Origin of the sequence: Sphingopyxis indica (genome assembly GCF_032879645.1) — a bacterium.
In the GTDB taxonomy this organism is placed as follows: Bacteria; Pseudomonadota; Alphaproteobacteria; order Sphingomonadales; family Sphingomonadaceae; genus Sphingopyxis; species Sphingopyxis indica.
The window spans coordinates 1,498,914-1,522,093 of the sequence record NZ_CP076394.1 but is presented as its reverse complement, the minus strand read 5'-3'; the positions used below and the strand labels follow the sequence as shown (position 1 = coordinate 1,522,093).

Sequence of the window (23,180 nt, the reverse complement as noted above, 5' to 3'; positions counted from 1 at the left end):
CCCGACCCTCTATTCACCCGCGAGGGGATCGAAAGCCGCCCGGCGCCGGCAAGCGCAGCGGAGTTTTCGGCCCGCCAAACGCAGCCCGCCGACAGGAACTCCCGATCGGCGAAATCCGTTTTGGGGATTTCTACCGATATTGTCCGCACGGCGGCGCTGCCAGATTGCGGCCTTCAGGAAGGAGCGCGGCATGGCGGCATTTGGGCTTTGGCTTCTCACCACCCCGATCTGGCTAATCGGGATCACGCTTTATGGCGGAATGCTGGTCGCCGCGCTCGCGGGCTGGCTGCTGCGCGGCGGCAGAAAGCGGAAAGCCCCGCCGAAGCCCGACGACAAGGACGCCAAGGAAGAAGGCTCGGAGATCGGCTATATCGTCTCGGCGGTCATGGGCCTGCTCGCGCTGCTCGTCGGCTTCACCTTTTCGATGGCGGTCGATCGCTTCGACAACCGGCGCTCGATGGTTCTGGCCGAATCCAACGCGATCGGCACCGCCTATCTGCGCACGCAGCTGATCGAGGAACCGCACCGCAGCGCGATCGGCAATCTTCTCAGGGATTATACCGAGAACCGGATTGCGCTGGCGCGCGAGCCGCGCGGGCCGAAGCAGCAGGAATTGCTGGCGCGGAGCAATGCGATGATCACGCAGCTATGGTCCCGCCTCGTCGATGCCTATCCGGCGATCCCCGACCATGAATTTGCGAGCATTTATATCGAATCGATCAACGAGATGATCGACGACGATGCCGCGCGGCAGCAGTCGCGACGATCGCATGTGCCGCTGGAGGTCTTCGTCGTGCTGCTGGTCTATCAATTCGTCGCCGCGGGCGTGTTCGGCTATGTCCTGTCGGGCGAGCGCGGCCGGCTGACCGCCGCGCTGCTGCTCGTGCTGTTCGGCAGCGCGCTGCTCCTCATCATCGACCTCGATCGCGCGACGGGGGGCGGCGTCGTCGAGGACAACCGGCCGATGCTCGAGCTGCTCGAGACGATGAAGGCGCAGCCGCCTGGCAGCTTCGGCAGCGCGAACGCGGCGCCCTCTGCCGGCCCATGAGCCCTGCAAACGCCCCGGCCAGAGGCTTCAATCCATTCCGAAGCCCCAGGCGTGGCCGAACTGGAGATAGAAGATCGCGCCGCCGGGACCGACCGCGACATCGACCCCGGCGTCGAGGCCCAGCTTGCGCGCGATGCGATAGCGAAATCCGGCGCCGCCCGCGACGATCGTTCCCGAATCCGCGTAGATGCGCTTGCCGCCCGCGTCGGTGTATCCCATGCCGGCAAAGCCGACGATCGACCAGCGATCGTCGAGCCGCCGCGTCGCCTCCAGCTCGGTGCTTACCGCCGCGCCGCCCTGATAGCGCCGCGCCTCGACCCCGCGCAGGTTGATCGAGCTTGCGAAATAGGCGGGATAGCTGCCGCGCACCGCGTCGACCTCTACCTTCGCGCCGACCCGCCAGTCGGACGAGAGCGGCTGAAACCCGTAACCGTGCAGGGCATAGCTCTGAAACTCCCGGTCGCTGCCGAGCGCGTCGAGGTTGAACTTGCCTTCGGCATAGAGGTTCGATCCCTTGGTCGGGCTCAACGCATTGTCGCGGTCGTCGAAATGCACACCGAGGCCGACGGCGCCAGTGTTCAGCTTGCGGTCGAAAACGTCGTCGAGCTGCTCCGGCAGGCCGGCGATGTCGATCTTCGAATGGATTTGCCGGAAATCGAGCAGCGGACCGATCGAAAAGCGGCGATCGGCGAGGTGGAACTGCACCGATCCGAGGACGCCATAATCATATTTGTTCGTATATTCGAGGCCGGCCGGCAGCAGCCGCGGATAGGCAGTCAGCGTCACCTTTCCCCGCCCCGCCCCGAATTTATAGCTGATCCGCCCGTCGGCGATCGAACCCGACTGATAATAGCCATAGCCATAGGAACCATTGCCGGTCTTGACCGCGCCGGCCATGCGCCGGGTCATGCTGCCGCCCTTTTCCTTTGGCAGCGTGATGAACTGCGCGACGATTCCGAAGCCGCCGTCGACCGCGGGTTCGGTGATGATGACCGGCATCGGGAAAAAGCCGCCCTTTTCCAGCAGGCGCGAAAAGTCGAGCTTGCCGTCGGTCTCGTCGAAGAACATCCGGTGGAACTTCGATTCGGGCTTGGCCGTCTCCGTGCTGTCTTCCGTCGGCGGGCCCTCCGGCGCGTGATAGGAATCCGGGGCAGAGGCAGCCGGCGGATTTTCCTGTCCCGACGCGGGCAGCGCGCCGGCGAGCGCGGCTAAGCAGGGGGCCGCAACCGCGATCATCGTGCGGACTGGAGGCTTCATCGGACATCCGTTCGGTTGCCGGCCGGGAACGGCCGGTTCGCCAAGCATCCGGAAAGCGCGGCGCTCCCCCAATCGGTGAATTCCCCGACATGGAAGGATTATCGCCGCAAGCGACGCTGCGAGCCGTCCCTCTCGACCTCGGGGTTAGTGGGGATTTATCGCCGCCCGAACGGCGATAAGCCTTATGCACGATGAGCCCGCCCTTCCCCTTTAAAGCGGCACGGCGACCCCGATGCCTTGCGCGGCTGTTGCTGCCGCTGCTGCTCGGCGCCAGCGCGCCGGCGCTCGCGGCCGAGCAGGCCGAGCAGATGGAAGAGATCGACGAACAGGTGCAGGCAGCGGCGCAGGTGGCGGACAAGAAGGACCTGCTCGCGGTGCCGCTGCCGATCACGAGTCCTTCGCTCGGCACGGGCCTGGTCGTTGCCGGGGTCATTTTCTACAACCCCAACCAGGCCCCCTCGCCGTGGATCAGCGGCGCCGCCGCGATGAAGACGAGCAATGGCAACTGGCTCATCGGCGGCCTGCACAGCATGTCGCTCGACAGCGACCGGTTCAGGGTCACGGGGGTTGCGGGCACAGGAAAGCTCGTTGCCGATTATTATGGCATCGGCCCGGCCGCGGGCGACCGCAATGTGTCGGTCAACCTCGACGAAAAATTCACCGCGCTGCGGGTGCAGGGCCAGATGCGCGTTGCGCCCGGCTTCTATGCCGGCGTGCGGATGCTCTATCTTTCGAGCGAGACGCACGAACAGGATTTGCCGCCCGAATATCCCGATCTTGCAATTCCACCCGACGAAGCCGACGGCCAGCTGATGCAGGTCGGGCCGGCGCTATCCTATGACACGCGCGACGACACGCTCAATCCCCGGCGCGGGCTCTATGCCCATGCCGAATGGATGTGGGGGGCGAAGCTGCTTGGCGGCGACTTCGGGTCGCACAGACTGACCGCGGGTGTCAGCGCCTATCTTCCGCAGGATGCGAAAACCGTGCTGGCGCTCCACGCGGGGCTCTGCGCCGCGTCGGACGGGACACCCTTCTATAATCTGTGCCTCTTCGGACAGAAGAACGACCTCAGGGGCTACAAGACCGGACGCTATCGCGACCGCGCGAGCTGGGCGGTGCAGGCCGAGCTGCGCCGCCAGCTGTTCGGCCGTTTCGGAATGGTCGCCTTTGCCGGGCTGGGCGGAATAGCACCGGCGCTCGGCGATCTCGACCAAAGCAACCTCCTGCCCGCCGGAGGTATCGGCCTGCGCTACCGCCCCTCGCGCCAGACCAACATCAACCTGCGCCTCGACTTCGCGGTGGGGAAGGATTCGAAGGGAATCTACCTCGGGATCGCCGAAGCCTTTTGAGCCTATTTCTTCGGGGGCGGCGGAAATTTCGCGAGCACCGCGTTCACCGCGCTGTCGATATTCTCCTGCGAACCCGAATTCTTCGTGACTTCCTGCGTCGCCGTGCCGTGCCAGACGGGCGACTTGGTGCCGGTGTCATAGACGTCGATGACCAGCGTCCCGTCGGTGACGTTGCGGACGTCGACCTGCGGCCCCGCCCAGCCGCCCCAGCCGCCCCAGGGGCGATAGAATGGCCCATAGACGCCCATGTCGTTGACCTCGACGCGATCGCGCGAGCCGATGGTGAAGCCGACCGCGAAATCGCCCGGGTCGGCCTTGGTATAGCCGCGCGCGGCGAGGCTGTTGTCGATCGACGTGCGGACGCGGTCGGCAATCAGCGGGTTCACGCCGTCGGGGACCTTCTGATAGGCCCAGCTATAGGTTTTATAGGCCGCGAAATTGGCGCTGGGATCTGCATCATAGTTCACCGTCGGCGTATTCGCGCAAGCGGCGAGAGCCAGCATCACGGGAAGGATAGCCAAATGTCTGCTCTTCATCTCGGGTCTCCCTGACAGCACCGTGCCAAATTCCCCTTTCCGGCCGCGCGAAGCTATCGGGATTAACCCCATCGCGCGCCCGTCTCGGCCCGGAGGACGGACGGCGCAAAGCCGGTGCGGACGCGGCGGACCGGCCCGGACGCGCTCGATCCGGGCACCCGGTCCGTGGTCATGGAAAACCCCGATAGGCGCGCGCGCGAAAAAATGGTCTGCTGGTGTCGCCAGTGGAAAGGGACGTCAGACATGGTGAAGCAAAAGGCGAGCGTTGCTCTGGCGGGAGCCCTGCTCCTGCTGCTGCAAGGCTCTGCGTTCGCCCAGCCCGATATGTCGGCGCTGCCGCCCGGCTATCTGGCGCGCGACCAGTTGCCCGACAGCCTCGCGTTGCTGCCGCCGCCCCCCGAGCCCGGGTCGGCGGCGTTCGCGCGCGATGAGGAGGTGAGCCGCGAAACCACCGTGCCGCCCGAGAGCGAGCGCTGGAAGCAAGCGGCGTCGGACGCCGACCTGCACCCGCCGCATATCTTCCAGGCCTTTTCCTGTGCGCTGGGCTTCACGCCCGATGCCAAGGCCACGCCTGCGCTGTACCGGCTGCTCGGCAGGATGGCGATCGACGTCGGCCTGTCGACCTACAAGGCCAAGAATCATTATCAGCGGACCCGGCCCTTCGTCGCGCATGAGGGCCGCACCTGCTTCCCGCCCGATGAGGCGATGCTGCGCAAGGACGGGTCCTATCCGTCGGGGCACAGCGCACTCGGATGGGGATGGGCGCTGGTCCTGACCGAGATCGATCCGCAGCGCGACGACGCGATCCTGCAACGCGGGCGCGATTTCGGGGTCAGCCGCATGGTGTGCAACGCGCACTGGGCGAGCGATGTCGACGCGGGACGGCAGATCGCCGCGGCGACGGTGGCGCGGCTTCACGCCGACCCGGCTTTCACCGCCGACCTGGCCGCGGCGCGCACCGAAATCGCCGCGATCGCGAACCGGCACGACGCATCCTGCCCGGTATCCGCCCCGGTTCCGGCGGACTGACGCGAAACGGCGGCAGCGGCTTGCCGCCGTTTCTCCGCGAGGCGCCGACGGCGCCTCGTCCCAAGGCCGGCAGGTCGATGCTCCCTGGCCCCCCGCGGCCGACCTGCCGGCCAATTTGAAAGCAAGCGGCCACCGCGCCCTCAAGGACGATAGGTCGCGGTCAGCACGAGCCGGTCCGACCCCTCGCCCCAGTCATATTCGGCCTGCAGCGACAGGCGGCGACCGAGCGCCAGATTGAAGCCGTTGATGACACTCCACGGCCGGCTGCTCGACAGGTCGATCCGGTAACGCAGGTTCACCGTGTCGTCGCCCGGCAGCACCGGACCGCTGCGCACGACGCCCGACACCGTGGCGTCGAGATCGAAATAGTTCACCCCGGCATAGGGAAACAGGATCACGTCGGGGCTGAAACGAAGCCTCGGACCGGCGCGCAGGCCGATGTTCGTGGTTTCGATGTTCGACCGGTCCTTTTCCGAAACGCTGAGCGTCTTGGCAACGGCAAGCGCAGCGAACCAGTCGCGCCCGCCATAGGCGGCGATCGCGCCGACCGTGACCGTGGTATTGTCGACCGTGCCGCGGAACGGCAGGTCGACGTGGCCGCACGGCTTGGCCGGGCGGCAGATCGGCGGCGGCACGAAGGCGTCGAGGTCGATGTCGACGTCGATGTCGATATGTCCGCGCACCTTGCCGACGCCCGCAAAGACGTTGAGGAAGGGCAGAACCCACAGGTCGGCCTTGAATTCGGAGTTCGAGGTGTGGCTTTCGAGCTTCCGCGTCGTAACGAAGGGGACGTCGATCAGATCGGCATCCTCCGGCGGATCGACGCCGCGGGCGACCGTCACCGCGAGGTTGCGGCTGTCCATATTCTGCACATTGTGGATGTACATGCCGCTGGCACCGAGCGGCGGCGGAAGATCATAGCCGCGCTCGATCGCCTGCCGTGCACCGATCGGGAACAGGCCGAAGGCGCGCTCGCTTTCGACCTGATCCGCAGGGGTGACGATGGGCCCTTCCTCATTTTCGGGAGGCGCCGTGTCCGACTGGAGCGATGGCTCGGCTTCGGCGGCCGGTTGCCGGGCCGGTGCAGGGCTCGTCCAACCCGCCGCCGCCATCATCAACAGGGGGGCAAGCGCCGGTCGTCGCATCCTCACTCCATCCCAATCGCCACAGGGGGTGCGCGCCCTGCATAGCGCATCGCCCGCGGCCTGGACCCGGGGAGTTTTCCCGAAACGCCCGGCGGACGAATACCGAGGCGCAAGATCCGCGCCCATGGTCCCGCGCGGCCTTCTGGAATGGCCCGCGCGCCATCCTTGCCGTGCGGGAACGAGTTTCGGCGCTTGCCGCCTCCATCGCCGCGACCGGGCCGGTCAGGGTTTGCCTCTGCGAACGACCAGAGTTCCCCCTATCGCCTTCGGCGCGGCCAGCCGGAACAATCACCCCCGTTCATCCAGTCCGACGAGCGGAGGTCGAACCCTTGTGTCCCGAGCCGTGAACGCGAGCCATGTCTTGCTGATCCTTGCAGGACTCCTGTTGGGCGCCGCCCCCGCCGACGCGCAGAATCTGCCCGTCAAGGAAATGACCGATCAGGCGCAGACGCTCGCCTCCGACGATCTGGGCGTCGAGGTTCCGCTTCCCCCGGCGCAAGCGGCCGAACCGGCGCCCGACGCCAAGGCCGATCTGGTCGTCGCGCCCATCCCGATCTCCAACCCGGCGTTCGGAACCGGCATCGCTGGCGCCGCAGTGCTCTATTACAATCCCAACAAGGCCGACCAGCCGTGGGTCACGGGCCTCGGCGGCGGCTATACGAGCACCGACAGCTGGGGCGCCGGCGTCTTTCACCGCATGTCCGACACGCACGACAGGGTCCGCTTCGTCGGCTTTGCCGGCTATGGGCAGGCCAATCTCAACTTTTACGGTATCGGCCCCAACGCCGGGTCGGCCGGCGTCTCGATCAAGCTGCACGACGAAGCCTTCGCAGGCCTGGCCGACGCGCAGGTCCGGATTTTCGACAAGGGTTTCCTCAGCCACCTCTATGTCGGCGCGCGGTTGCTCTATATGGACCTCGATTCGACGATCAAGGTCCCGCTTCCCGGACGGCCCGATCTGGAACCGCCGGCATTGGAACGCAACAGCGCGATCGGGATGATCGGCCCCTCTTTCACCTTCGACAAGCGCGACAATGCGACCAATCCGCGCAAGGGCGTCTATGTCACCGGGAGCCTGCTCTACGGCGCATCATGGCTCGGCAGCGATTTCGGGCATCACAAGTTCGAACTCGACGCCAACGCCTATTTCCCGCTCGGCAGGACCACGGTGCTGGGCATCCGCAAGCAGGCGTGCAGCGTGTCGGACGATGCGCCCTATTACGACCTCTGCCTGTTCGGCCAGCATGGCGACCTTCGCGGCTATGAAACCGGACGCTATCGCGACGGCGCGAGCTGGGCGATCCAGGCCGAGCTGCGCCAGCATCTGTTCGGCAAGCTCGGCGGCGTCGCCTTTTTCGGGGTCGGCGGGATCGCCGAGGATGCGGGCGCGATCTGGAAGCACAGCACCGTGCTCACATCGGGCGGCGTCGGCATCCGCTACCTCGCCTCGAAAGACGCCAATGTGAACCTGCGCGCCGACATCGCGTGGGGAAAGGACGGCGCGGCCTTCTATTTCGGGATCGGCGAAGCCTTCTGAGGAGCCCTATGCGGGCAATAGCGCCTTGAGCGGTGTTTCGGCGTCGGCGAGCTGGTCGGGGGTCGCGGTCACCCCCGCGGTGACGATCATGCGGCCCTGCACATAATCCCTGGTGGCATTGACGCAGTCGAGCGCGATCACCTTGCCCTTCTTCAGATAGACGACCGAGAAGCTGCGCGTCGCGGGGTCGCCGCGCAGCACCGCCTGATCGTGCCCGGTCGACAGGCCCGCGGTCTGGAGTTTCAGGTCGTACTGGTTCGACCAGAACCACGGGATCGCATGATAGGGCGCCTCGGCGCCGCAGATGCCCTTTGCCACCACATTGGCCTGGTCATTGGCGTTCTGGACCGACTCGAGGCGGATGCACGCGCCCTCGGCGAAGGCGTTCGCATGCGCGGCGCAGTCGCCGATCGCATAGATGTCGGGCAGGCTCGTCTTGCAATAGGCATCGACCAGCACGCCGTTGCCGCCCTCGGCCCCCGCCGCGATCAAAGGCTCGACCGCGGGGACGATGCCGATACCGACGATCACCAGGTCGGCGGGAATGACTTCGCCGTCCGCGAGCTGGACGCCGGTGACATGATCGCTGCCCTTGATCGCCTCGACCGACACGCCGAGACGGACGTCGACCCCATGCTCGCGATGTTCCTTCTCATAGAAGCGCGACAGATCCTCGCCCGCGACGCGCGCGAGGACGCGGTCGAGCGCTTCGAGGAGCACGACCTTCTTTCCCGCCTTGCTGAGCACCGCCGCTGCCTCGAGCCCGATATAGCCGCCGCCGATCACCACGATCTGCTTTGCGGTTTCGGCGGCCGCCTTCATCGCATCGGCATCGGCGCGGGTACGCACGCCTTGCACGCCGGGAAGGTCGCCCCCCGGGATCGGCAGCATCCGCGGCCGGCCGCCAGTCGCCCAGACGAGCTTGCCATAGGAGATCGTTTCGCCGTCCTCGGTCGTGACCCTATGCGCCGCCGGATCGACGCTGACGACGCGCTTGCCGAGCAGCATCGTCACCGCGCGCTCATCCCAATATTTGGCAGGGCGCAGCTGGATGCGCTCGAATTCCTTCTCGCCCGCGAAATATTCCTTCGACAAGGGCGGGCGTTCGTAAGGCAGCTCCGTCTCCTCGCCGACGATGGCGATACTGCCCTCGAACTTCTGCGTCCGCAGCATCACCGCGACCTGCGCGCCGCCATGTCCCCCGCCCACAATCACCACGTCGAAATGCATCTGCCGCTCCGCCTTGCCCGTGTGTCCGGCGGCGGCGGTAGCATTGTTCGCGCGGCGCTTTAATCCTCGCGTTGAAAAAAGACTGCCTGCCGCATCCTCCTCTTCGCGACCGATGCTACTTTACTCCACCTTCGCCGGGCAGGGCAGATCCTCACCGACCGCTTCGACCTTCGCTAAAAGCAGGGTCGCGGCAAATCCCTTGTCAGCGCTCACTGACACCGGATAGTCGACGCGCTGCACATTGGCGCCGGCGTCGGCGAAGCAGCGCAGCGGGACTTTCAGCGTCGAAATCTCGCCTTCCGCGGCCGCCGCGACCATCGTGCCGATCGCCAGCGGGACGCCGCCGAACGCCAGCGTCACCGGGCCGCTGCCCTTGGCGTCGATCCGCCAGTCGAGCCGCAGCGCGAAGCTGTTGTTGAGCTGGCGCGTCAGGTCGGAGACCGGCCCCGACAGGTTGAAGGTCGCCGGCCCGGTCCAGACGAAGGATTTGCCGTCCTCCTGCGCCTGCACATCGACCGAGCGCGTCGCGAGCAGGCCATAGCTGCTCTCCAGCGGTCCCGATTCGACCTGGCGCGAGCCGCCGGCATCGGCGATCGACAGACTCCACGGCGCGCGCGCGCGGCCGCCCGCGAAATAGGTCTCGACATTCATCATCGCCGCGACATCGACGCCGGGATCTTCGGGAAGCGCCGGAACGCGGCGCGCCGAGCCGTAGGTCAGGCCATAGCCGACCTCGAACAGCGGCTTTTCGACCGGCGAGCGCGCGTCGACCGGCCAGGCGAAGGGCAGCGTGCCGGTGAAGTCCCTGCGCGTCTTTCCGTCCGCCCCCGCGACGAGCACGTCGGCGACCCCGGCCCCCTGCGATCCGGGCAGCCAGGCGGCGACGAAGGCGTCGGCGGCGTTGATTTCGGGATTCACGAACATCGGGCGGCCCGACAGGAAGACCGCGACCACGGGAATATCCGCCGCCTTCAGCTTCTTCAGCGTCGCGAGATCCTTCGCCTCGGCGGGCTGGTAGTCGAGCGTCGGGACGTCGCCCTGAAATTCGGCATAGGGTTCTTCGCCGAATATGACGATCGCGACGTCGGGCCTGGCGGTGAAGCTGCCGTCGGCCGACAGCGTCGCGCTGCCGCCCGCTTCGTCGACCGCCGCCTTCAGCCCTTCCCAGATCGTCTGGCCGTTGGGGAAATCGGCGTGGGTCACGTCGGTGCCCTGCCAGCTGATCGTCCAGCCGCCCGACTGCATCGCCATATTGTCGGCGCCCGGTCCCGCGACGAGGACGTTCGCGCCGGCTTTGATCGGCAGCACGCCGCCATTATTCTTGAGCAGCACGAGCGACTTTGCGACCGCTTCGCGCGCGACCGCGAGATGATCCGGCGCCCCGATGGCGGTGGGGTTGCCGCGGTCGACATGGTCGACATCGAACAGCCCGAGCTTATATTTGACACGCAGGATGCGCCGCACCGCGTCGTCGAGCCGGTCGGCCGGGATCGTGCCGTCCTTGGCCTGCCGCACCGTCGTTTCGTAGAGCCCCTTCCAGCTGTCGGGCGCCATATACATGTCGAGCCCCGCATTGACCGCCTGCGGACAGTCGGTGACACTGCACCCCGCGACCTGCCCGTGACCGTTCCAGTCGCCGACCACGAAGCCTTCGAAGCCCATCCTGCCTTTCAGCGCGTCGGTGAGCAGCCCCTTGTTGCCGTGGTTCTTGACCCCGTTCCAGCTCGAGAAACTCGCCATCACGGTGAGCGCGCCGGCGTCGATCGCCGCGGGATAGCCCTGCGCATGCTTGGCGATCAGCTCTTCCTCGCCGATCTTCGCGTCGCCCTGATCCTTGCCCTCGAAGGTGCCACCGTCGGCAAGATAATGCTTGGCGGTCGCCGCGACATGGTGCGCGCCGACCGGACGCCCGGTCGCGAGCGTCCCTTGCAGGCCGAGAACCATCGCGCGCGCATAGGCGGCGACGAGCTTCGGATCGGACGAATAGCCTTCGTAGCTGCGCCCCCAACGCAGGTCCTGCGGCACCGCGAGCGTCGGTGCGAAGGTCCATTCGATGCCGCTGCCCGCGATCTCGGCCGCAGTCACGGCGCCGATACGCTGGAGCAGTTCGGGATCGTGCATCGCGCCGAGGCCGATATTGTGCGGAAACAACGTCGCGCCGGGGATATTATTGTGACCATGTACCGCATCGACGCCAAAGATGATCGGGATCGCGACGCCGTTCGCCTGCGGTTGCAGCGACGCGGCGCGAAATTCGCCGACGAGCGCCGCCCAGTCGGCCGCGCTCGCGCGTTCATTGCCATTGGGGCCGCTGTTGCCGCCGGCGAGGATCGAGCCGAGCGGATAGGTTTCGAGGTCCCCCGGCGTAATCGTGCTGATGTCTGCCTGGATCAGCTGCCCGACCTTCTGCTCGACGGTCATACGCGCGAGCAGATCGTCGATGCGCTTTTCGGTCGCCGCGTCGGTGATCGCCGCGGGGCTCTTCGCCGCCGGCCAGAGTTCGGGATGGACCGTTGCCGATCCGGCGTCGCCGCCCTCGGGCGCCGCGGCAAAGGCGGCGCCTGCGAGCAAAAGGGCCGTCGCCATCGCAAATGCCGATCGCTTCATGTCTCTCCCATTCTATATTGTGAACGTTATCAATCTTTGATCTCGCATAGCGGCGATGCGAAATCAAGCGCCTAGGTCGTAAACTCATAAATGGCGCCATCGAGGCGCCCAAATGGCGAACAGCTCGGGGCGAAAGACGCGCCGGGAAGGCTGGTTGCCTTTCCAAGCGGCTTTCGCCCCGAGATGGAAGCCATTTGGGCGTCCCGAAGGGATTTGACCAAAATGGCCCATTGCTTCGTCGAGAAGTCTTGAAATATCGACATATTCCTGTGCCTTCTCTTCTCGCACCGGGCCATTTTGCCTCAAACCTCGATGGCGCCATTTATGAGTTTACGACCTAGTTCCGGAATGCGCGGGGCATGGTGGCGAGCAGCAGGACCGCCGCGACCGCGAGCGCCGCGAGCAGCAGGAACAGCATCTCGAACCCGAAGCCGGGCACAAGCGAGATCGTCAGCCACGGCATGATGAGCGATGGCATAGTGTTGGTGAGGTTGAAGATTCCGAGGTCGCGCCCGCGGCGATCCGGTCGTGGCAGGATGCGCAGCGTCTGGCCCGAATGGAGCGAGAGGAAGACCGTCGTCGCGATCCCGAACAACAGATAGGCGAGCTTCGCGCCATCGGCGTCGGCCGCGAGCGCCATGCCGACCAGCCCCAGCGCCGAAACGCTGGCTCCCACGATCAGCGGCAGGAACGGCCGGTCGTTGCGGTCGGCCCAGCGCCCCGCGACGAGCGCGATCGGCACCGCGAGCGTCAGCGCGATGCTGAAAAGCCGCGCTTTCTCATTATCCTCCATCGTCGGGTCGATCGAGCGGAACCAGAAATAGAGATAAGCGAACAGCGCCGCCTCGGCGATCTGGACGAGCAGGCGCGCAAGCCACATGCGGATCGCCGGCCCCTTGGGCGCCGCACGCACCTCCCCCGCAAGGACCACGGGTTTCGCGGTCAGTTCGGGAAAGGGGCGCGGCCGGCCGAACAGCAGCACCGGCAGCACGGCGCCTGCGACCATCAGCGCGACGACCCCCAGCCGCCCGTCGACCGACACCAGCCCAGGGTGCGTCGCGACCGCGCCCGACCAGGCACCGAGCGTTGGCGAAAAGGCAAGAAGGCCGCCGAGCAATCCCTTTTGCGCGTCGGGCACGCAGTCGCCCGCCCACGCCGACAGCGGCCCGAGCATCATGTTGAGCGCGAACTGCCAAGCGATGATGATGCCGATCAGCGTCCCGACATCCTCGGCAAGCGGGACCGCGAGCAGAAGCGCGATCGTCAGCGTCAGCCCGACGGCGATCCAGGTGCGGCGGTTCTGCGTGATATCGCTGAGCCAGCCGAAGAGGATGCCCGCCGCGCTTGCGGCGACAGCGCCGCAAAAGGTGACATAGCCGAGATATTGAACATCGGCCTCGCCCGCGAGCGCGGTCATCCGCGCGGGGAGCAAGATGGTGAGGAAGGGCACATAGGCCATCGCGCCGCCCGCGGCCGCGAGCGCATAGAGCAGCAGGAAGCCGAGCGACTGGCGCCGCGGCGTTTCCTGATCGGTCATCGGCGCGCCTTGGGCGGCGGCGCGGTCGAGCCGCGCTCGACGAGACTGCCGCGCACGACGGTGGGCGTTTTGCTCGGTGCCTCGCCACGCTGCGCCGCAATGATCAGTTCGACCGCGCGCGACACCGTCTCGGCGATCGGCTGATCGACCGCAGTCAGCGGCGGCTGGGTGAAACGCACGATCGGGGTATTGTCGAAGCTGATGATCGAAAGGTCGCGGGGAATTTCGAGTCCGCGCGCGCGCGCGACCTCGAGCGTCGCGAGCGTCATCTGGTCGTTGCTGACGATGATCGCGGTCGGCGGGTCGGCGCTGTCGAGCAAGGTCCGCGCCGCCGCCTCGCCCGAGGCATAGCTGAAATCGCCCCACGCGAGCAGCGCTTCGTCGGCGAGGCCCGCGGCCTCCATCTCCTCGCGCCAGCCATCGACGCGCCAGCCGCTCAGATTATATTCGGGCGAGCCCGCGATGAAGCCGATGCGGCGGTGGCCGAGGTCGATCAGGTGCCGGGTCGCGAGCTGCGCCGAGCCTTCGTCGTCCATCGTCAGCGGAATGCCCGCGCCGTTGCCGAGCGAGCCGATGCGCGCGAACGGGATCTTCGCCTTGTCGAGCAGTCCGACGATCAGCGGATTGTCCGAGTGCGGCGGGGTCAGCACGACGCCGTCGGGCTGAAGCGCGGCGATCGTCGCGCGCAATTCGCGCTCGACATGGTCGTTATGCGTGTCGACCAGTTCGAAGATCATCCGATAGCCGAGTTCGGCGCATTTGAGCATCCCGCCGAGCAGCATCTGGTCGACCCAGTCGATCCCCTGCCGCCCGCGCCAGTCGGCAATCGTGCGCTCGCGGTCGTTGATCGCCAGGATCAGATAGGATCGCGACCCGCTCATCCGCTGCGCGGCGATCGACGGCACATAGCCGAGCTTGTCGATCGACGCCTGCACCCGCTTCTGCATTTCGGGCCGGACATTGGGTTCGTTGTTGATGACGCGGCTCACCGTCTGCAGTGAAACCCCTGCATCCGCCGCCACATGCTTGATCGTTACCGACTGCCGTCGACGCCCCATCAGTCTTTTTCGCCCCCCGCTTCGGCTGTGCTGCTAGCGTCCTTTGTCCGGCTTTGCCAGACGCGAACCCAATCGACCTCCATCCGCTTCGGATAGCCCGTTTCATCGACTCCGCCCGCGGTCCGGCTCTCGGCCAGCCCGCCGCCGATGGCGAGGTTCAGGATCAGGTGGAACGGACGATCGAAGGGCGCGGCCGGATCGTCGGTTGCGACCGTGTTCCAGTCGCCCGCGACCTGGGTCGCATAGACACGGCCGTCGATGGTCCAGTCGAACCGACCCTTGCGCCAGACGATGCCGAAGACGTGCCAGCCGTCGAGCGGCGCGGGCAAGGTGGTTTCGGCGCCCTTGTGCTGATTATCCGGCGCGGTGCCGCCGAAATGCAGCGTGCCGAGGATGCGGTTTTCGATGCCGCCCGCGCAGGCCTTGCACGCGACGCCCAGATTCACCGCCTCCAATATGTCGATCTCGCCCGACGCGGCCCAGGCGCCAAAATGCGCCTCGTCGGGCAGCATCCAGATCGCGGGCCACGTCCCCTGCCCCTGCGGCAGCTTGGCGCGCACCTCGATCTTGCCATAGGTCCAGGCGGCCTTGCCGCGCGTCACGAGCCGCGCCGAGGTAAAGTCCTTCGTCGCGGTCGCTTTCGCCTTTTCGGGGTCGCTGCGCTGCGCGACCGGCCAGGCGGGACCGGTCATCCGCTCCTTGCGCGCGGTGATGACCAGCCGGCCGTCCTCGACCGCGGCGTTGCGCGGATCGCCGGTATAGCATTGCCGCTCTTTATTGCCGCCGCCCCAGCAATCGACGTCGAAATCCCATTTCGCGCGGTCGATCGCCGGGCCGTCGAACTCGTCCGACCAGACGAGCCGCCAATCGCCCGCAGGCGCCGGGGTGGCCGCCGTCGCGGCGAGCATCAGGCCAAGCGCCGCGATCATGCCGCTTCGGCCGCCTCCGCGCCGCAATAACGCGCGACATAGGCGTGGTGCTCGGGCAGTTTTGCGACCGTGTCGGAAACCTGCCCGCGGATCGTCGCGAGCAGCTTTTCAAGCTCGTCGTCGCGCAGCTTGGTCGCGATCGGATGATAGCTTTGCGGCTCGATCCCCTGTCCCATCATCACCTGCACCCAGCTGTTTTCGGCGAACAATTCCTCATTGCGGCGGAAGACGCGGCCGGTTTCGCGGAACAGCTCGATCTTCTGCGTCAGGCTGTCGGGGATCGGCATGTCCGCGCATTGGCGCCAGAAGGCGCTGTCGCGGCGGTTCGTGACCTTATAGTGAAGGACCAGGAAGTCGCGGATCTGCTCCATGTCCTGTCCCTGCTGATCGTTGAACTCGGCGACGTCGCGCGCGCTGACGCGGCCGGCGGGCAGCATCCGCACGAAACGCAGCACGGCGCGCTGGATCAGGTGGATGCTCGTCGATTCGAGCGGCTCCATGAAGCCGCCCGACAGGCCGATCGCGACGCAGTTGCGATACCATTGGCGACGCCGCACGCCGCTGGTGAAGCGCAGAAAATTGGGCTCGGTAAGTGGCTCGCCCTCGATATTGCCGAGCAGGCGTTCGAGCGCGGCATCGCGGTCGAGGTAGCGACTGCAATAGACGAGGCCGTTGCCGCTGCGATGCTGGAGCGGGATGCGCCACTGCCAGCCGGCATCGTGCGCCATCGCGCGCGTATAGGGCACCGGCGGGCGCACATTCGGCGTCTGGAGCGCGATCGCGCTGTCGCACGGCAGCCAGTGGGTCCAGTCGTCGAAGCCGGCGTGCAGCGCGCCTTCGATCAGCAGCGCGCGAAAGCCGGTGCAGTCGAGGAAGATGTCGCCCTCGATCCGGCGGTCGCCATCGAGGACCAGCGCAGCGATGTCGCCGCTTTCGGCGTCGAGTTCGACGCGCCCGATCCTGCCCTCGATCCGCTTCGTGCCGTCCTTTTCCGCCATCCGGCGCAGGAAACGGGCATAGAGCCCCGAATCGAGCTGATAGGCGTAGTTCATCCGGTCGTCGGGGAGATGCGCGAACTTGCCGTCGAGCGCCGCGACCAGCTCGAGGCAATAATCGTCATAGGGCTGGTCGTGCCCCTTGGCGCGCCCGTGCATCCAGAAATGCTGGAAGCCGGCCGACCAGTGATCCTTGCCGGTCAGGCCGAAGCTGTGGAAATAGCGCGACCCCACATCCTTCCAGTCGTCGAACAATATGCCGAGCTTGAAGGTCGCCTGTGTCGCGCGCATGAAGTCGGCCTCGTTGATGCCGAGCAGCCGGTTGAAATTGACGAGCGGCGGGATCGTGCTCTCGCCGACGCCGATCGTCCCGATCGCCTCGGATTCCACCAGCGTCAGCTCGACGGCTGGCCCCAGCGTCCGCGCGATCGCCGCCGCCGCCATCCAGCCCGCGGTGCCGCCGCCCGCGATCACGATGCGCCGCACATGCTTCTCTTCGTTCATTTGCTCAACATCCTCAGCAGGAAGGCGCGCAGGCGCCCCGCGGTCTCGGCCGTCAGCGGCGCGAGGATACCGCGTGCCTTTTCGGGAATATGCGCGGTGACATCCTCACCGGCATCGAAAACATAATGGTCGAACAGGTCGCGCCAGATCGCCTTGTCGGCCGCCGGCAGGTCGCGGATCGCGAGGATCGCGTGATTGAGCGCGGCCTGCGGCTGGCCGAGCCAGGCGGGCGTGTCGCGCCACCAATAGTTGACGAGGATATTGAACGGCTCGAGCCCCTCGACATGGTGCCACCACATCGACGGGATGAAGATCGCGTCGCCGGGTTCGAGTTCGGCGACCTGCCCATGCGCCATCGCTTCGACGAAGCGCGGATGGGCGGCGAGGTCGGGCGCGTCGAAATCGACCATGCTCACCGTGCGCCCCGCCGGGGTGTTGTCGATCGGCCCCAGATAGAGATTGCGATACTGATTGGGCGGAAAGAGCGTGAAGCGGCGGCGGCCGACCGCACAGCAGGCGAGATTGTCCGGAAAGTCGTTGTGCGCAGCGATCCGCGTGCGCGTGCCGATCCAGATGCTCTTGAACGGCTCGCGCGCGCCGAGGTCGACGCTGTTGGCTTCGTCGAGTCCGTCGAAATGCGACGGGATGTCGATCGAACCGAGATAGACGGTGCGCGCCTCGCCCTGCTCCTCGGCCGTATCGATCCCTGCGAAAATATCGGCGAGCTTGCCGGTGCCGCTGCGAAAATTCATCGCCATGTCGGCGTCGTAGAACAGCCGGCCATCGTGGCCGGGCGGCCCGATCGAGACCGAAAAGGGCCGGTCGCGGGCACGGTCCATCAGATAGCGCCGCGCCGCCCGTGCGGACTCCTTGCCGGCGGCGACCAGCGGCCAGTCGGCGACCAGGCCGCGAAGAACAAGGGGCTCGCGCGCGCCTTTCAGGAGCGCGTCGAGCCCTGCCCCCTTTTCGCATGCGACCTCCGGCACGCGCGCGAGCCCATCATAGATGGCGGCGTCGCGCTCAGCCATCGCGCATCCGGCGGTTCTTGCGCGCCGCCAGCTCCGAAATCTGCGACAGCGACGCGAGTGCCATGAAGATCGGCATCAAATGCCCCTCGCCATGCAGGCGGCCGAGCGCCGCCGCGTCGAGCGCGCGCAGCTTCGCCTCGTCGATGATATGAAAACCGACGAGCGAATTCTTTGATCCGTCGTCGAGTTCGATGTCGAGCGTGAAGGGTTCGAGCAGGTCGTAGTCGCGCAAGGCCGCGAAAAAGGCGGCGCTCGCGCGATAGCCTTCGTCGAGCGCGCCGAGCCTTTCGGCCGCGGCCTCGAGATAGGGGGTCGCCATCCCGTTTTCGTCGAACAGCCGCACGCCGTCGCCATCGCCGCCGATCCGCGCATGGCCAAGGTCGATATGGACCTGCCCCGGACCGTCGCCACTCGCGGGGCGGCCGACGAGGAAGGGCTGAATCGCGAGCGACAGCGGGCGATAGCGCGCGTCCCAGCGATCACCCTCGAGAAACAGATTCTCTCCATTCTCGAAACCGAACAGCGCGACGGCAATGAAATCGGACTGTCCGGCCTCGCGGCGGAACAGGATCGGGAAATGCCCCTGAATGTTGCGAAATTCGCTCGGGACGGTCAGCGTCGCCATCACCGCATCGCCGAGGTCGGCACCGACATCGGTGCGCACGCGCAGGTCGCGGTGACTATTCTTGTCGAGGGGCGCGTGCCGGGTCATCAAAATCCTTCCATTTGCACATTTGCCGCGCCCCGATCGGCGAGCAGCGCATCGAGATAATCGCGATTGGCGGGGAGTGCCGCAGCCAGCGCGCGGGCGCGGCGCATATTTTCGGCGATCGCCGCGCGGGCCCGATCGCTGGCCACCAACCGACCAGGGACCGGATAACCCATGCCATAGAGAATATATTGGTGGCTCTCGGCCGAGAAAATCTCGTCGATCTGCGGGAAGTCCCAGCGCGACGGCGCCTGATCGCGCCACAGCGCCAACAGGCCCGCCAGCCGCTCGGGCACATGGGCGGGGTCGCGCTGTGCGCGCCAATAGGGTTCGTCGCGGCGGCTGAGCAGATAATGGAGCTTCAGAAATTCGACGATGCGGTCCCAGCGATAGCGGAACAGCGCATCGAAGCGCCCGGCGAGCACCGGCAGTACCGCGCGCCGCGCGGGGAAATTGTCGATCAGGGCGTCGAGCGAGAGTTCGATCATCACGATCGCCGAGGCTTCGAGCGGTTCGATGAAACCCGCCGACAGGCCGATCGCGACGCAATTGCCCTGCCAGAAACGCGCGCGGTGGCCGGTCGGAAAGGCCAGGCGCCGCACCGGCACCTGGGGCGCACCGGGCACATTGCGGGCGATATAGGCGCGCAGTTCGGCCTCGGCGGCATCATCGCCCATGAAGCGGCTGGCATAGACGCAGCCGATACCGCGGCGGCTCGGCAGCGCGATGTCCCAGACCCAGCCCGCGCGGTGCGCGGTTGCGACCGTCTGCGACGCGATCGGCGCGCCGGGCGCGGTCGGCACCTGTGCCGCAAGGGCGCGATCGTTGATCAGCACGTCGCTGCGGTCGATCCATCCGACGCCGCAATGCCCGCCGATCAGCATCGCGGCATGACCGCTGCAGTCGATGAAGAAATCGCCTGCGACAGCGCCCAGATCGCGCGTCACCAGCGCCGCAACGTCGCCCGCGTCGTCCGCGCGGACCTCGACCACCTGATCGGCGATATGCCGCACGCCGAGGCGCTGCACCGCGTGACGCCGCAGGAGCGCCGCGAATTTCCCCGCGTCGAGATGATAGGCATAGTTGAGCGCGCCCTGATAGGCCGGCATCGTCCGCTGCCGCGGTGCGAGGTTGCGCGCGCACACCGCTGCCTGCGGCGTCATCGCGGCGGCAAAATCCGGCGTGCCGTCCGAATCGCGCCACGCGGCGATCAGATCGGCGGCGGGCATGGCGGGGGGCGCAGTGAAGGGATGCAGATAGCTGTCGTCCGCGCCGCCATCGACCCAGCCGTCAAAGCGCGATCCCTGCTTGAAAGACCCGTCGCACGCGGTCAGGAATTCGGCCTCGTCGATGCCGATCGCCGCGAGCGTCGCGCGCATCGTCGGCCAGGTCCCCTCGCCGACGCCAATGGTCGGAATATCGGGCGCCTCGATCAGTGTCACGTCGAGGTCGGGCCGCGCGGCGGCAACCCGGCACGCGGACAGCCAGCCGGCGGTGCCGCCGCCGAGGATCACCACGCTCCCGATCATCTGGTCCATACCAATATCCTAGGCGAGCCGCCGCACGCCGTCACGCAAAAGAGCCGCACCGGGCAAGCGGTGCGGCTCTCGCGCCAGGGAGGCGGCGGAGGATGCCGCCGGCCCGTCAGAAGTTGAACCGCACCCCGGCCGAATAGCGAGCAAAGCCCGGCGATGCGAAGGTGACGTTATTCTTGTGCCGCAGGTGCCCGCGCCGGCCTTCGCCGGTCAGGTTGATCACCTCGACGAAGCCTGTCAGGCCCGGAATGAACTCATAGCTCGCATTGGCGTCGATCTGCCAATATTCCTCGACATAGAAGGGGTTGGGGCCCGTCCCCGCCAGGAATTTGTCGCGCCAGTTCCACGCGACGCGCGCCTGGATCGGCCCCTTGTCGTAAAAGGCGACCGCATTGGCGCTGTCGCTGAGCCCGGTGAGCGCGAACTGGGCGACAGTCGACGGCTGCGTATTGTCGTAGGTCGCGTCGCCGTTGACGATCGTATAGTTCAGGATCACGCCGAAACCGGTGTCCCAGAAACTGTGCTGGAGCGCGAACTCCCACCCGTCGATCGCCGCGGTCTGATCGCTGTTGATCGGCTGCGTGATCTCGAAATTGAGCAGCGGATCGCCCGGCGCGGAGTGAATGATGCCCGTATAGGGGCTGCCGTTTCCTCCACCGGTGATCGTCGTCGTTTCGGGGAAATGTTCGAAGATATACTGACGGATTTCCCCGACGGTGGCGTCGGACCCAAGATCGGCCTGCGCCGCCTGCCAGCGCGGACCATCGACCGGCGTCGTCAGCCCGAAAGCAAAGCTATCGACGCGGGTCGAGGATATGAAATTGCTGACATCCTTGTGGAAGAAGCCCGCCGAAATATAGCTGTCGCGCGCATAATACCATTCGGCCGACAGGTCGATATTCTTCGACTTGTAGGGGACCAGCCCGGGGTTGCCTTGCGCGCCGGTGCCGCCGCCGACGCGGAACAGCGTGTCGATCGTGCGCCCGCCCTGCATGCTGGCATAGTCGGGGCGCGTGATCGTGTGGCTGTACGACGCGCGCAGCTTCACATTCTCCATCGGCGAGATGTCGAAGTCGATTGCCGGCAACCAATTATCATAGGTGCCCTTGAATCGCGTGAAATCGCTTTCGCCCGAAAAGACGACGTTGAATTCATTGTCGCCAACCCAGGTCGTCGTCGTCGGGACCGGCACGAGTGCCGAGGATGCGATATCGGTCCGCTCATAGCGGACGCCCGCGACGAGATGCGCCGGATTGTCGAACGCGTCGAACTCGGTTGCGACCTGCAGATAGGGCGCGATCGTCTTTTCGCGAATGCGCCGGTCGGTGTTGAAGACGGCGAGGCAGGTTCCCGGCTCGGCCATGCCGGTCGCGGGATCGCTGCACGCCTGGTAATTTTCCTCGACCAGATCGGCGAGCCGTTCGAAGTCGAAGGTATAGAAGCTGTCGATCATTCCCGGCTGGGCAAGACCCGGGAATTTGTCGGGGAGCGTCACGAGCGAGAAGATGTCGTCGGGAATGTCCGAAGCCGGACCGGCACCGCCCCAGGTATCGTCGTTCTGGATCGTGCCGAAGGCCGAGCGCACCTTGCTGTCGACGAAGGATACGCCGAAGTCGATGCTATCGAGGAAACCCTCATCGTGGTCGTAATGGCCACGCAGTTGCACCTGATTGATCTCGTTGCGGAAATAGGCGTTGCGGAAGGCGTTGCCGGTCGGCGTGATGAACGAGGGATCGAGCGCGTCGATCCCCGGATACATCTCGTAAGAGAGGATCGGCAGGTCGTTCTCGAAATTGATCGCCTGGCTTTCGACGCCGAACACCGCATTGCCCAGCGACATGCTGGACCCGAAGCGGTTGACCGGATTGACCTGCGCGGTCGAATGATGCGCGTCAAGCTCGACGGTGACGCCGCCCGGCGCCTCCCATTTCAGGTTGAAGCCCAGCGAATTATTTTCCGCGCGGTTCTTGGTCAGCGCGCCGCTGTAGGACAGGTCCTTGCCGCCATAGAGCGCGTCGGGGCTCGGCGTGCCGGCGGGCGCACCGAAATGTTCGGAATAGAAGATGGGGCCGGCGACCGGTCCGTCGGTCCAGGCGCTCGACGTATCGTCATGGTTGAACCAGATGCCGACGTTGCTGTTGCGCGTTTCGACGGTGTTGCGCGAATAGGTGTAATCGAGCGTCGCGGTCAGCGCGTCGGTCGGGCGGAATTGCAATACCGCCTGCCCGTTGATCCGCTCGCGGTCGATGTCGTTGAGGTCATAGGATGCGTTCTGCGGCACCTGATAGACGTCGTCGGGGCCGGGGCGGTTGGTGATGTTGGCATAGCGCGGGTCCGGCTCCTCCACGCCATTGACGATACGAGTCGGCTGCGCCAGCGACCCCCAGTTGTTTTCGCTGCCCAGATAGCCGTCGCGCCAGCCGACATTCGCCTGATTCACGCTCGCCTTGCGCCGCTGATAGGAGGCGGTGACGAGGATGCCGATCGTGTCGTTGGCAAAGGTATCGCTGATGATCCCCGACACTTCGGGAGTGATCGGATCGCTGTAGTTACGCGACGAATCGAGCACGCCCTTCACCGAAAGGCTGCCGCGCAGGCCCGGCTCGTCGAGCGGCCGCGGGGTGCGGATGTTGATGATCGAGCCGATGCCGCCCGATTCCATCGTCGCCCGGCCGGTCTTGTACACCTCGACCGCCGAAATGCCTTCGGCCGCAAGATTGGCGAAATCGAACGAACGCGACGAGGGCGCGCTGCCGCCGTCGCCGATCAGCGCGGTCGGCATCTGGCGGCCGTTCAGGGTCACGAGATTGAACTCCGGACCGAAGCCGCGAACGGTCACGACCGACCCTTCGCCGTTCGACCGGTCGATCGAGACGCCGGTGATGCGCTGCAACGACTCGGCCAGGTTGGTGTCGGGGAATTTGCCGATGTCTTCGGCCGAAATCGCGTCGACGACGCCCTGCGCGTTGCGCTTGATGTCGGCGGAGGCCGCGAGGCTCGCGCGGATGCCGGTGACGACGATCGCGTCTCCGGCGGCCGGATCGTCGACGACGTCCTGCGCGATGGCGGTCTGCGCCACGCCCATCATCGCGAACGCCGACGTGCCGACCAGCAGCCTGCCGAGCCAAAGCTTATGAGATGCCT

The 23,180-nt window shown here is 66.2% G+C and carries 17 protein-coding genes; 4 read left to right on the top strand and 13 right to left on the bottom strand.

The window, feature by feature from the left end:
* The first annotated feature begins 190 nt into the window (after positions 1-190).
* Positions 191-1,048 (top strand): bestrophin-like domain, encoded by an 858-nt coding sequence (locus KNJ79_RS07085; protein ID WP_317153384.1) that lies wholly within the window; start codon positions 191-193, stop codon positions 1,046-1,048.
* 27 nt (positions 1,049-1,075) lie between these two features.
* On the opposite strand, the gene KNJ79_RS07080 is transcribed toward KNJ79_RS07085, so the two are convergent.
* Positions 1,076-2,305 (bottom strand): BamA/TamA family outer membrane protein, encoded by a 1,230-nt coding sequence (locus tag KNJ79_RS07080; protein ID WP_317153383.1) that lies wholly within the window; start codon positions 2,303-2,305, stop codon positions 1,076-1,078.
* Positions 2,306-2,553: 248 nt separating this feature from the next.
* On the opposite strand from KNJ79_RS07080, the gene KNJ79_RS07075 reads away from it, so the two are divergent.
* Positions 2,554-3,657: a BamA/TamA family outer membrane protein gene (locus tag KNJ79_RS07075; protein ID WP_317153382.1), complete on the top strand. Its 1,104-nt coding sequence runs from the start codon at positions 2,554-2,556 to the stop codon at positions 3,655-3,657.
* A gap of 2 nt (positions 3,658-3,659) precedes the next feature.
* Here the strand turns inward: KNJ79_RS07075 and KNJ79_RS07070 are convergent, their stop codons facing one another.
* On the bottom strand, positions 3,660-4,193 hold the full coding sequence (locus tag KNJ79_RS07070) for a DUF4136 domain-containing protein (RefSeq protein ID WP_089214136.1): 534 nt from the start codon (positions 4,191-4,193) through the stop codon (positions 3,660-3,662).
* A 243-nt stretch (positions 4,194-4,436) separates the two neighbouring features.
* Here KNJ79_RS07070 and KNJ79_RS07065 point away from each other — a divergent pair, with 243 nt between their 5' ends.
* Entirely contained in the window at positions 4,437-5,222 is a 786-nt protein-coding gene (locus tag KNJ79_RS07065; RefSeq protein ID WP_317153381.1) for an acid phosphatase, read from the top strand.
* A gap of 140 nt (positions 5,223-5,362) precedes the next feature.
* Here KNJ79_RS07065 and KNJ79_RS07060 read toward each other — a convergent pair whose 3' ends face one another.
* Complete coding sequence (locus tag KNJ79_RS07060; RefSeq protein ID WP_317153380.1) at positions 5,363-6,367, bottom strand: autotransporter outer membrane beta-barrel domain-containing protein; 1,005 nt, start codon at positions 6,365-6,367, stop codon at positions 5,363-5,365.
* Between the two features lie 385 nt (positions 6,368-6,752).
* Here KNJ79_RS07060 and KNJ79_RS07055 point away from each other — a divergent pair, with 385 nt between their 5' ends.
* Positions 6,753-7,904: a BamA/TamA family outer membrane protein gene (locus KNJ79_RS07055; protein WP_317153379.1), complete on the top strand. Its 1,152-nt coding sequence runs from the start codon at positions 6,753-6,755 to the stop codon at positions 7,902-7,904.
* Between the two features lie 6 nt (positions 7,905-7,910).
* On the opposite strand, the gene KNJ79_RS07050 is transcribed toward KNJ79_RS07055, so the two are convergent.
* From KNJ79_RS07050 to KNJ79_RS07005, 10 genes are all read right to left on the bottom strand, one after another.
* Positions 7,911-9,134 (bottom strand): NAD(P)/FAD-dependent oxidoreductase, encoded by a 1,224-nt coding sequence (locus KNJ79_RS07050; protein WP_317153378.1) that lies wholly within the window; start codon positions 9,132-9,134, stop codon positions 7,911-7,913.
* A gap of 120 nt (positions 9,135-9,254) precedes the next feature.
* On the bottom strand, positions 9,255-11,741 hold the full coding sequence (locus tag KNJ79_RS07045) for a glycoside hydrolase family 3 protein (RefSeq protein ID WP_317153377.1): 2,487 nt from the start codon (positions 11,739-11,741) through the stop codon (positions 9,255-9,257).
* 337 nt (positions 11,742-12,078) lie between these two features.
* Positions 12,079-13,278 (bottom strand): MFS transporter, encoded by a 1,200-nt coding sequence (locus KNJ79_RS07040; RefSeq protein WP_089214132.1) that lies wholly within the window; start codon positions 13,276-13,278, stop codon positions 12,079-12,081.
* Positions 13,275-14,336, bottom strand: coding sequence for a LacI family DNA-binding transcriptional regulator (locus KNJ79_RS07035; protein WP_317153376.1), 1,062 nt, complete (start codon positions 14,334-14,336; stop codon positions 13,275-13,277). Before KNJ79_RS07035 ends, KNJ79_RS07040 begins: the two co-directional genes overlap by 4 nt.
* The gene (locus KNJ79_RS07030) at positions 14,336-15,265 is read right to left on the bottom strand and encodes a glycoside hydrolase family 16 protein (protein WP_317153375.1); all 930 of its coding nucleotides are present in this window, start codon (positions 15,263-15,265) and stop codon (positions 14,336-14,338) included. Before KNJ79_RS07030 ends, KNJ79_RS07035 begins: the two co-directional genes overlap by 1 nt.
* Positions 15,262-16,764, bottom strand: coding sequence for a tryptophan halogenase family protein (locus KNJ79_RS07025; RefSeq protein WP_317153374.1), 1,503 nt, complete (start codon positions 16,762-16,764; stop codon positions 15,262-15,264). Before KNJ79_RS07025 ends, KNJ79_RS07030 begins: the two co-directional genes overlap by 4 nt.
* Positions 16,761-17,792 (bottom strand): cupin-like domain-containing protein, encoded by a 1,032-nt coding sequence (locus KNJ79_RS07020; RefSeq protein WP_317153373.1) that lies wholly within the window; start codon positions 17,790-17,792, stop codon positions 16,761-16,763. Before KNJ79_RS07020 ends, KNJ79_RS07025 begins: the two co-directional genes overlap by 4 nt.
* Positions 17,785-18,504 carry a SapC family protein gene (locus KNJ79_RS07015; protein WP_317153372.1) on the bottom strand — a complete coding sequence of 240 codons (720 nt, stop codon included), beginning with the start codon at positions 18,502-18,504 and terminating at the stop codon, positions 17,785-17,787. The genes KNJ79_RS07020 and KNJ79_RS07015 overlap by 8 nt, the downstream gene beginning before the upstream one ends.
* The gene (locus tag KNJ79_RS07010; RefSeq protein ID WP_317153371.1) at positions 18,504-20,039 is read right to left on the bottom strand and encodes a tryptophan halogenase family protein; all 1,536 of its coding nucleotides are present in this window, start codon (positions 20,037-20,039) and stop codon (positions 18,504-18,506) included. Before KNJ79_RS07010 ends, KNJ79_RS07015 begins: the two co-directional genes overlap by 1 nt.
* A gap of 106 nt (positions 20,040-20,145) precedes the next feature.
* Positions 20,146-23,124 (bottom strand): TonB-dependent receptor, encoded by a 2,979-nt coding sequence (locus KNJ79_RS07005; RefSeq protein ID WP_394357171.1) that lies wholly within the window; start codon positions 23,122-23,124, stop codon positions 20,146-20,148.
* Positions 23,125-23,180 lie beyond the last annotated feature (56 nt).

What these genes read in the sequence shown, in the direction of transcription:
- KNJ79_RS07060 (WP_317153380.1), bottom strand. Translation starts at nt 6,367, where the DNA reads ATGCGACGACCGGCGCTTGCCCCCCTGTTGATGATGGCGGCGGCGGGT.
- KNJ79_RS07070 (WP_089214136.1), bottom strand. Translation starts at nt 4,193, where the DNA reads ATGAAGAGCAGACATTTGGCTATCCTTCCCGTGATGCTGGCTCTCGCC.
- KNJ79_RS07025 (WP_317153374.1), bottom strand. Translation starts at nt 16,764, where the DNA reads ATGAACGAAGAGAAGCATGTGCGGCGCATCGTGATCGCGGGCGGCGGC.
- KNJ79_RS07030 (WP_317153375.1), bottom strand. Translation starts at nt 15,265, where the DNA reads ATGATCGCGGCGCTTGGCCTGATGCTCGCCGCGACGGCGGCCACCCCG.
- KNJ79_RS07015 (WP_317153372.1), bottom strand. Translation starts at nt 18,504, where the DNA reads ATGACCCGGCACGCGCCCCTCGACAAGAATAGTCACCGCGACCTGCGC.
- KNJ79_RS07085 (WP_317153384.1), top strand. Translation starts at nt 191, where the DNA reads ATGGCGGCATTTGGGCTTTGGCTTCTCACCACCCCGATCTGGCTAATC.
- KNJ79_RS07035 (WP_317153376.1), bottom strand. Translation starts at nt 14,336, where the DNA reads ATGGGGCGTCGACGGCAGTCGGTAACGATCAAGCATGTGGCGGCGGAT.
- KNJ79_RS07050 (WP_317153378.1), bottom strand. Translation starts at nt 9,134, where the DNA reads ATGCATTTCGACGTGGTGATTGTGGGCGGGGGACATGGCGGCGCGCAG.
- KNJ79_RS07080 (WP_317153383.1), bottom strand. Translation starts at nt 2,305, where the DNA reads ATGAAGCCTCCAGTCCGCACGATGATCGCGGTTGCGGCCCCCTGCTTA.
- KNJ79_RS07010 (WP_317153371.1), bottom strand. Translation starts at nt 20,039, where the DNA reads ATGGACCAGATGATCGGGAGCGTGGTGATCCTCGGCGGCGGCACCGCC.
- KNJ79_RS07045 (WP_317153377.1), bottom strand. Translation starts at nt 11,741, where the DNA reads ATGAAGCGATCGGCATTTGCGATGGCGACGGCCCTTTTGCTCGCAGGC.
- KNJ79_RS07005 (WP_394357171.1), bottom strand. Translation starts at nt 23,124, where the DNA reads ATGATGGGCGTGGCGCAGACCGCCATCGCGCAGGACGTCGTCGACGAT.
- KNJ79_RS07020 (WP_317153373.1), bottom strand. Translation starts at nt 17,792, where the DNA reads ATGGCTGAGCGCGACGCCGCCATCTATGATGGGCTCGCGCGCGTGCCG.
- KNJ79_RS07065 (WP_317153381.1), top strand. Translation starts at nt 4,437, where the DNA reads ATGGTGAAGCAAAAGGCGAGCGTTGCTCTGGCGGGAGCCCTGCTCCTG.
- KNJ79_RS07040 (WP_089214132.1), bottom strand. Translation starts at nt 13,278, where the DNA reads ATGACCGATCAGGAAACGCCGCGGCGCCAGTCGCTCGGCTTCCTGCTG.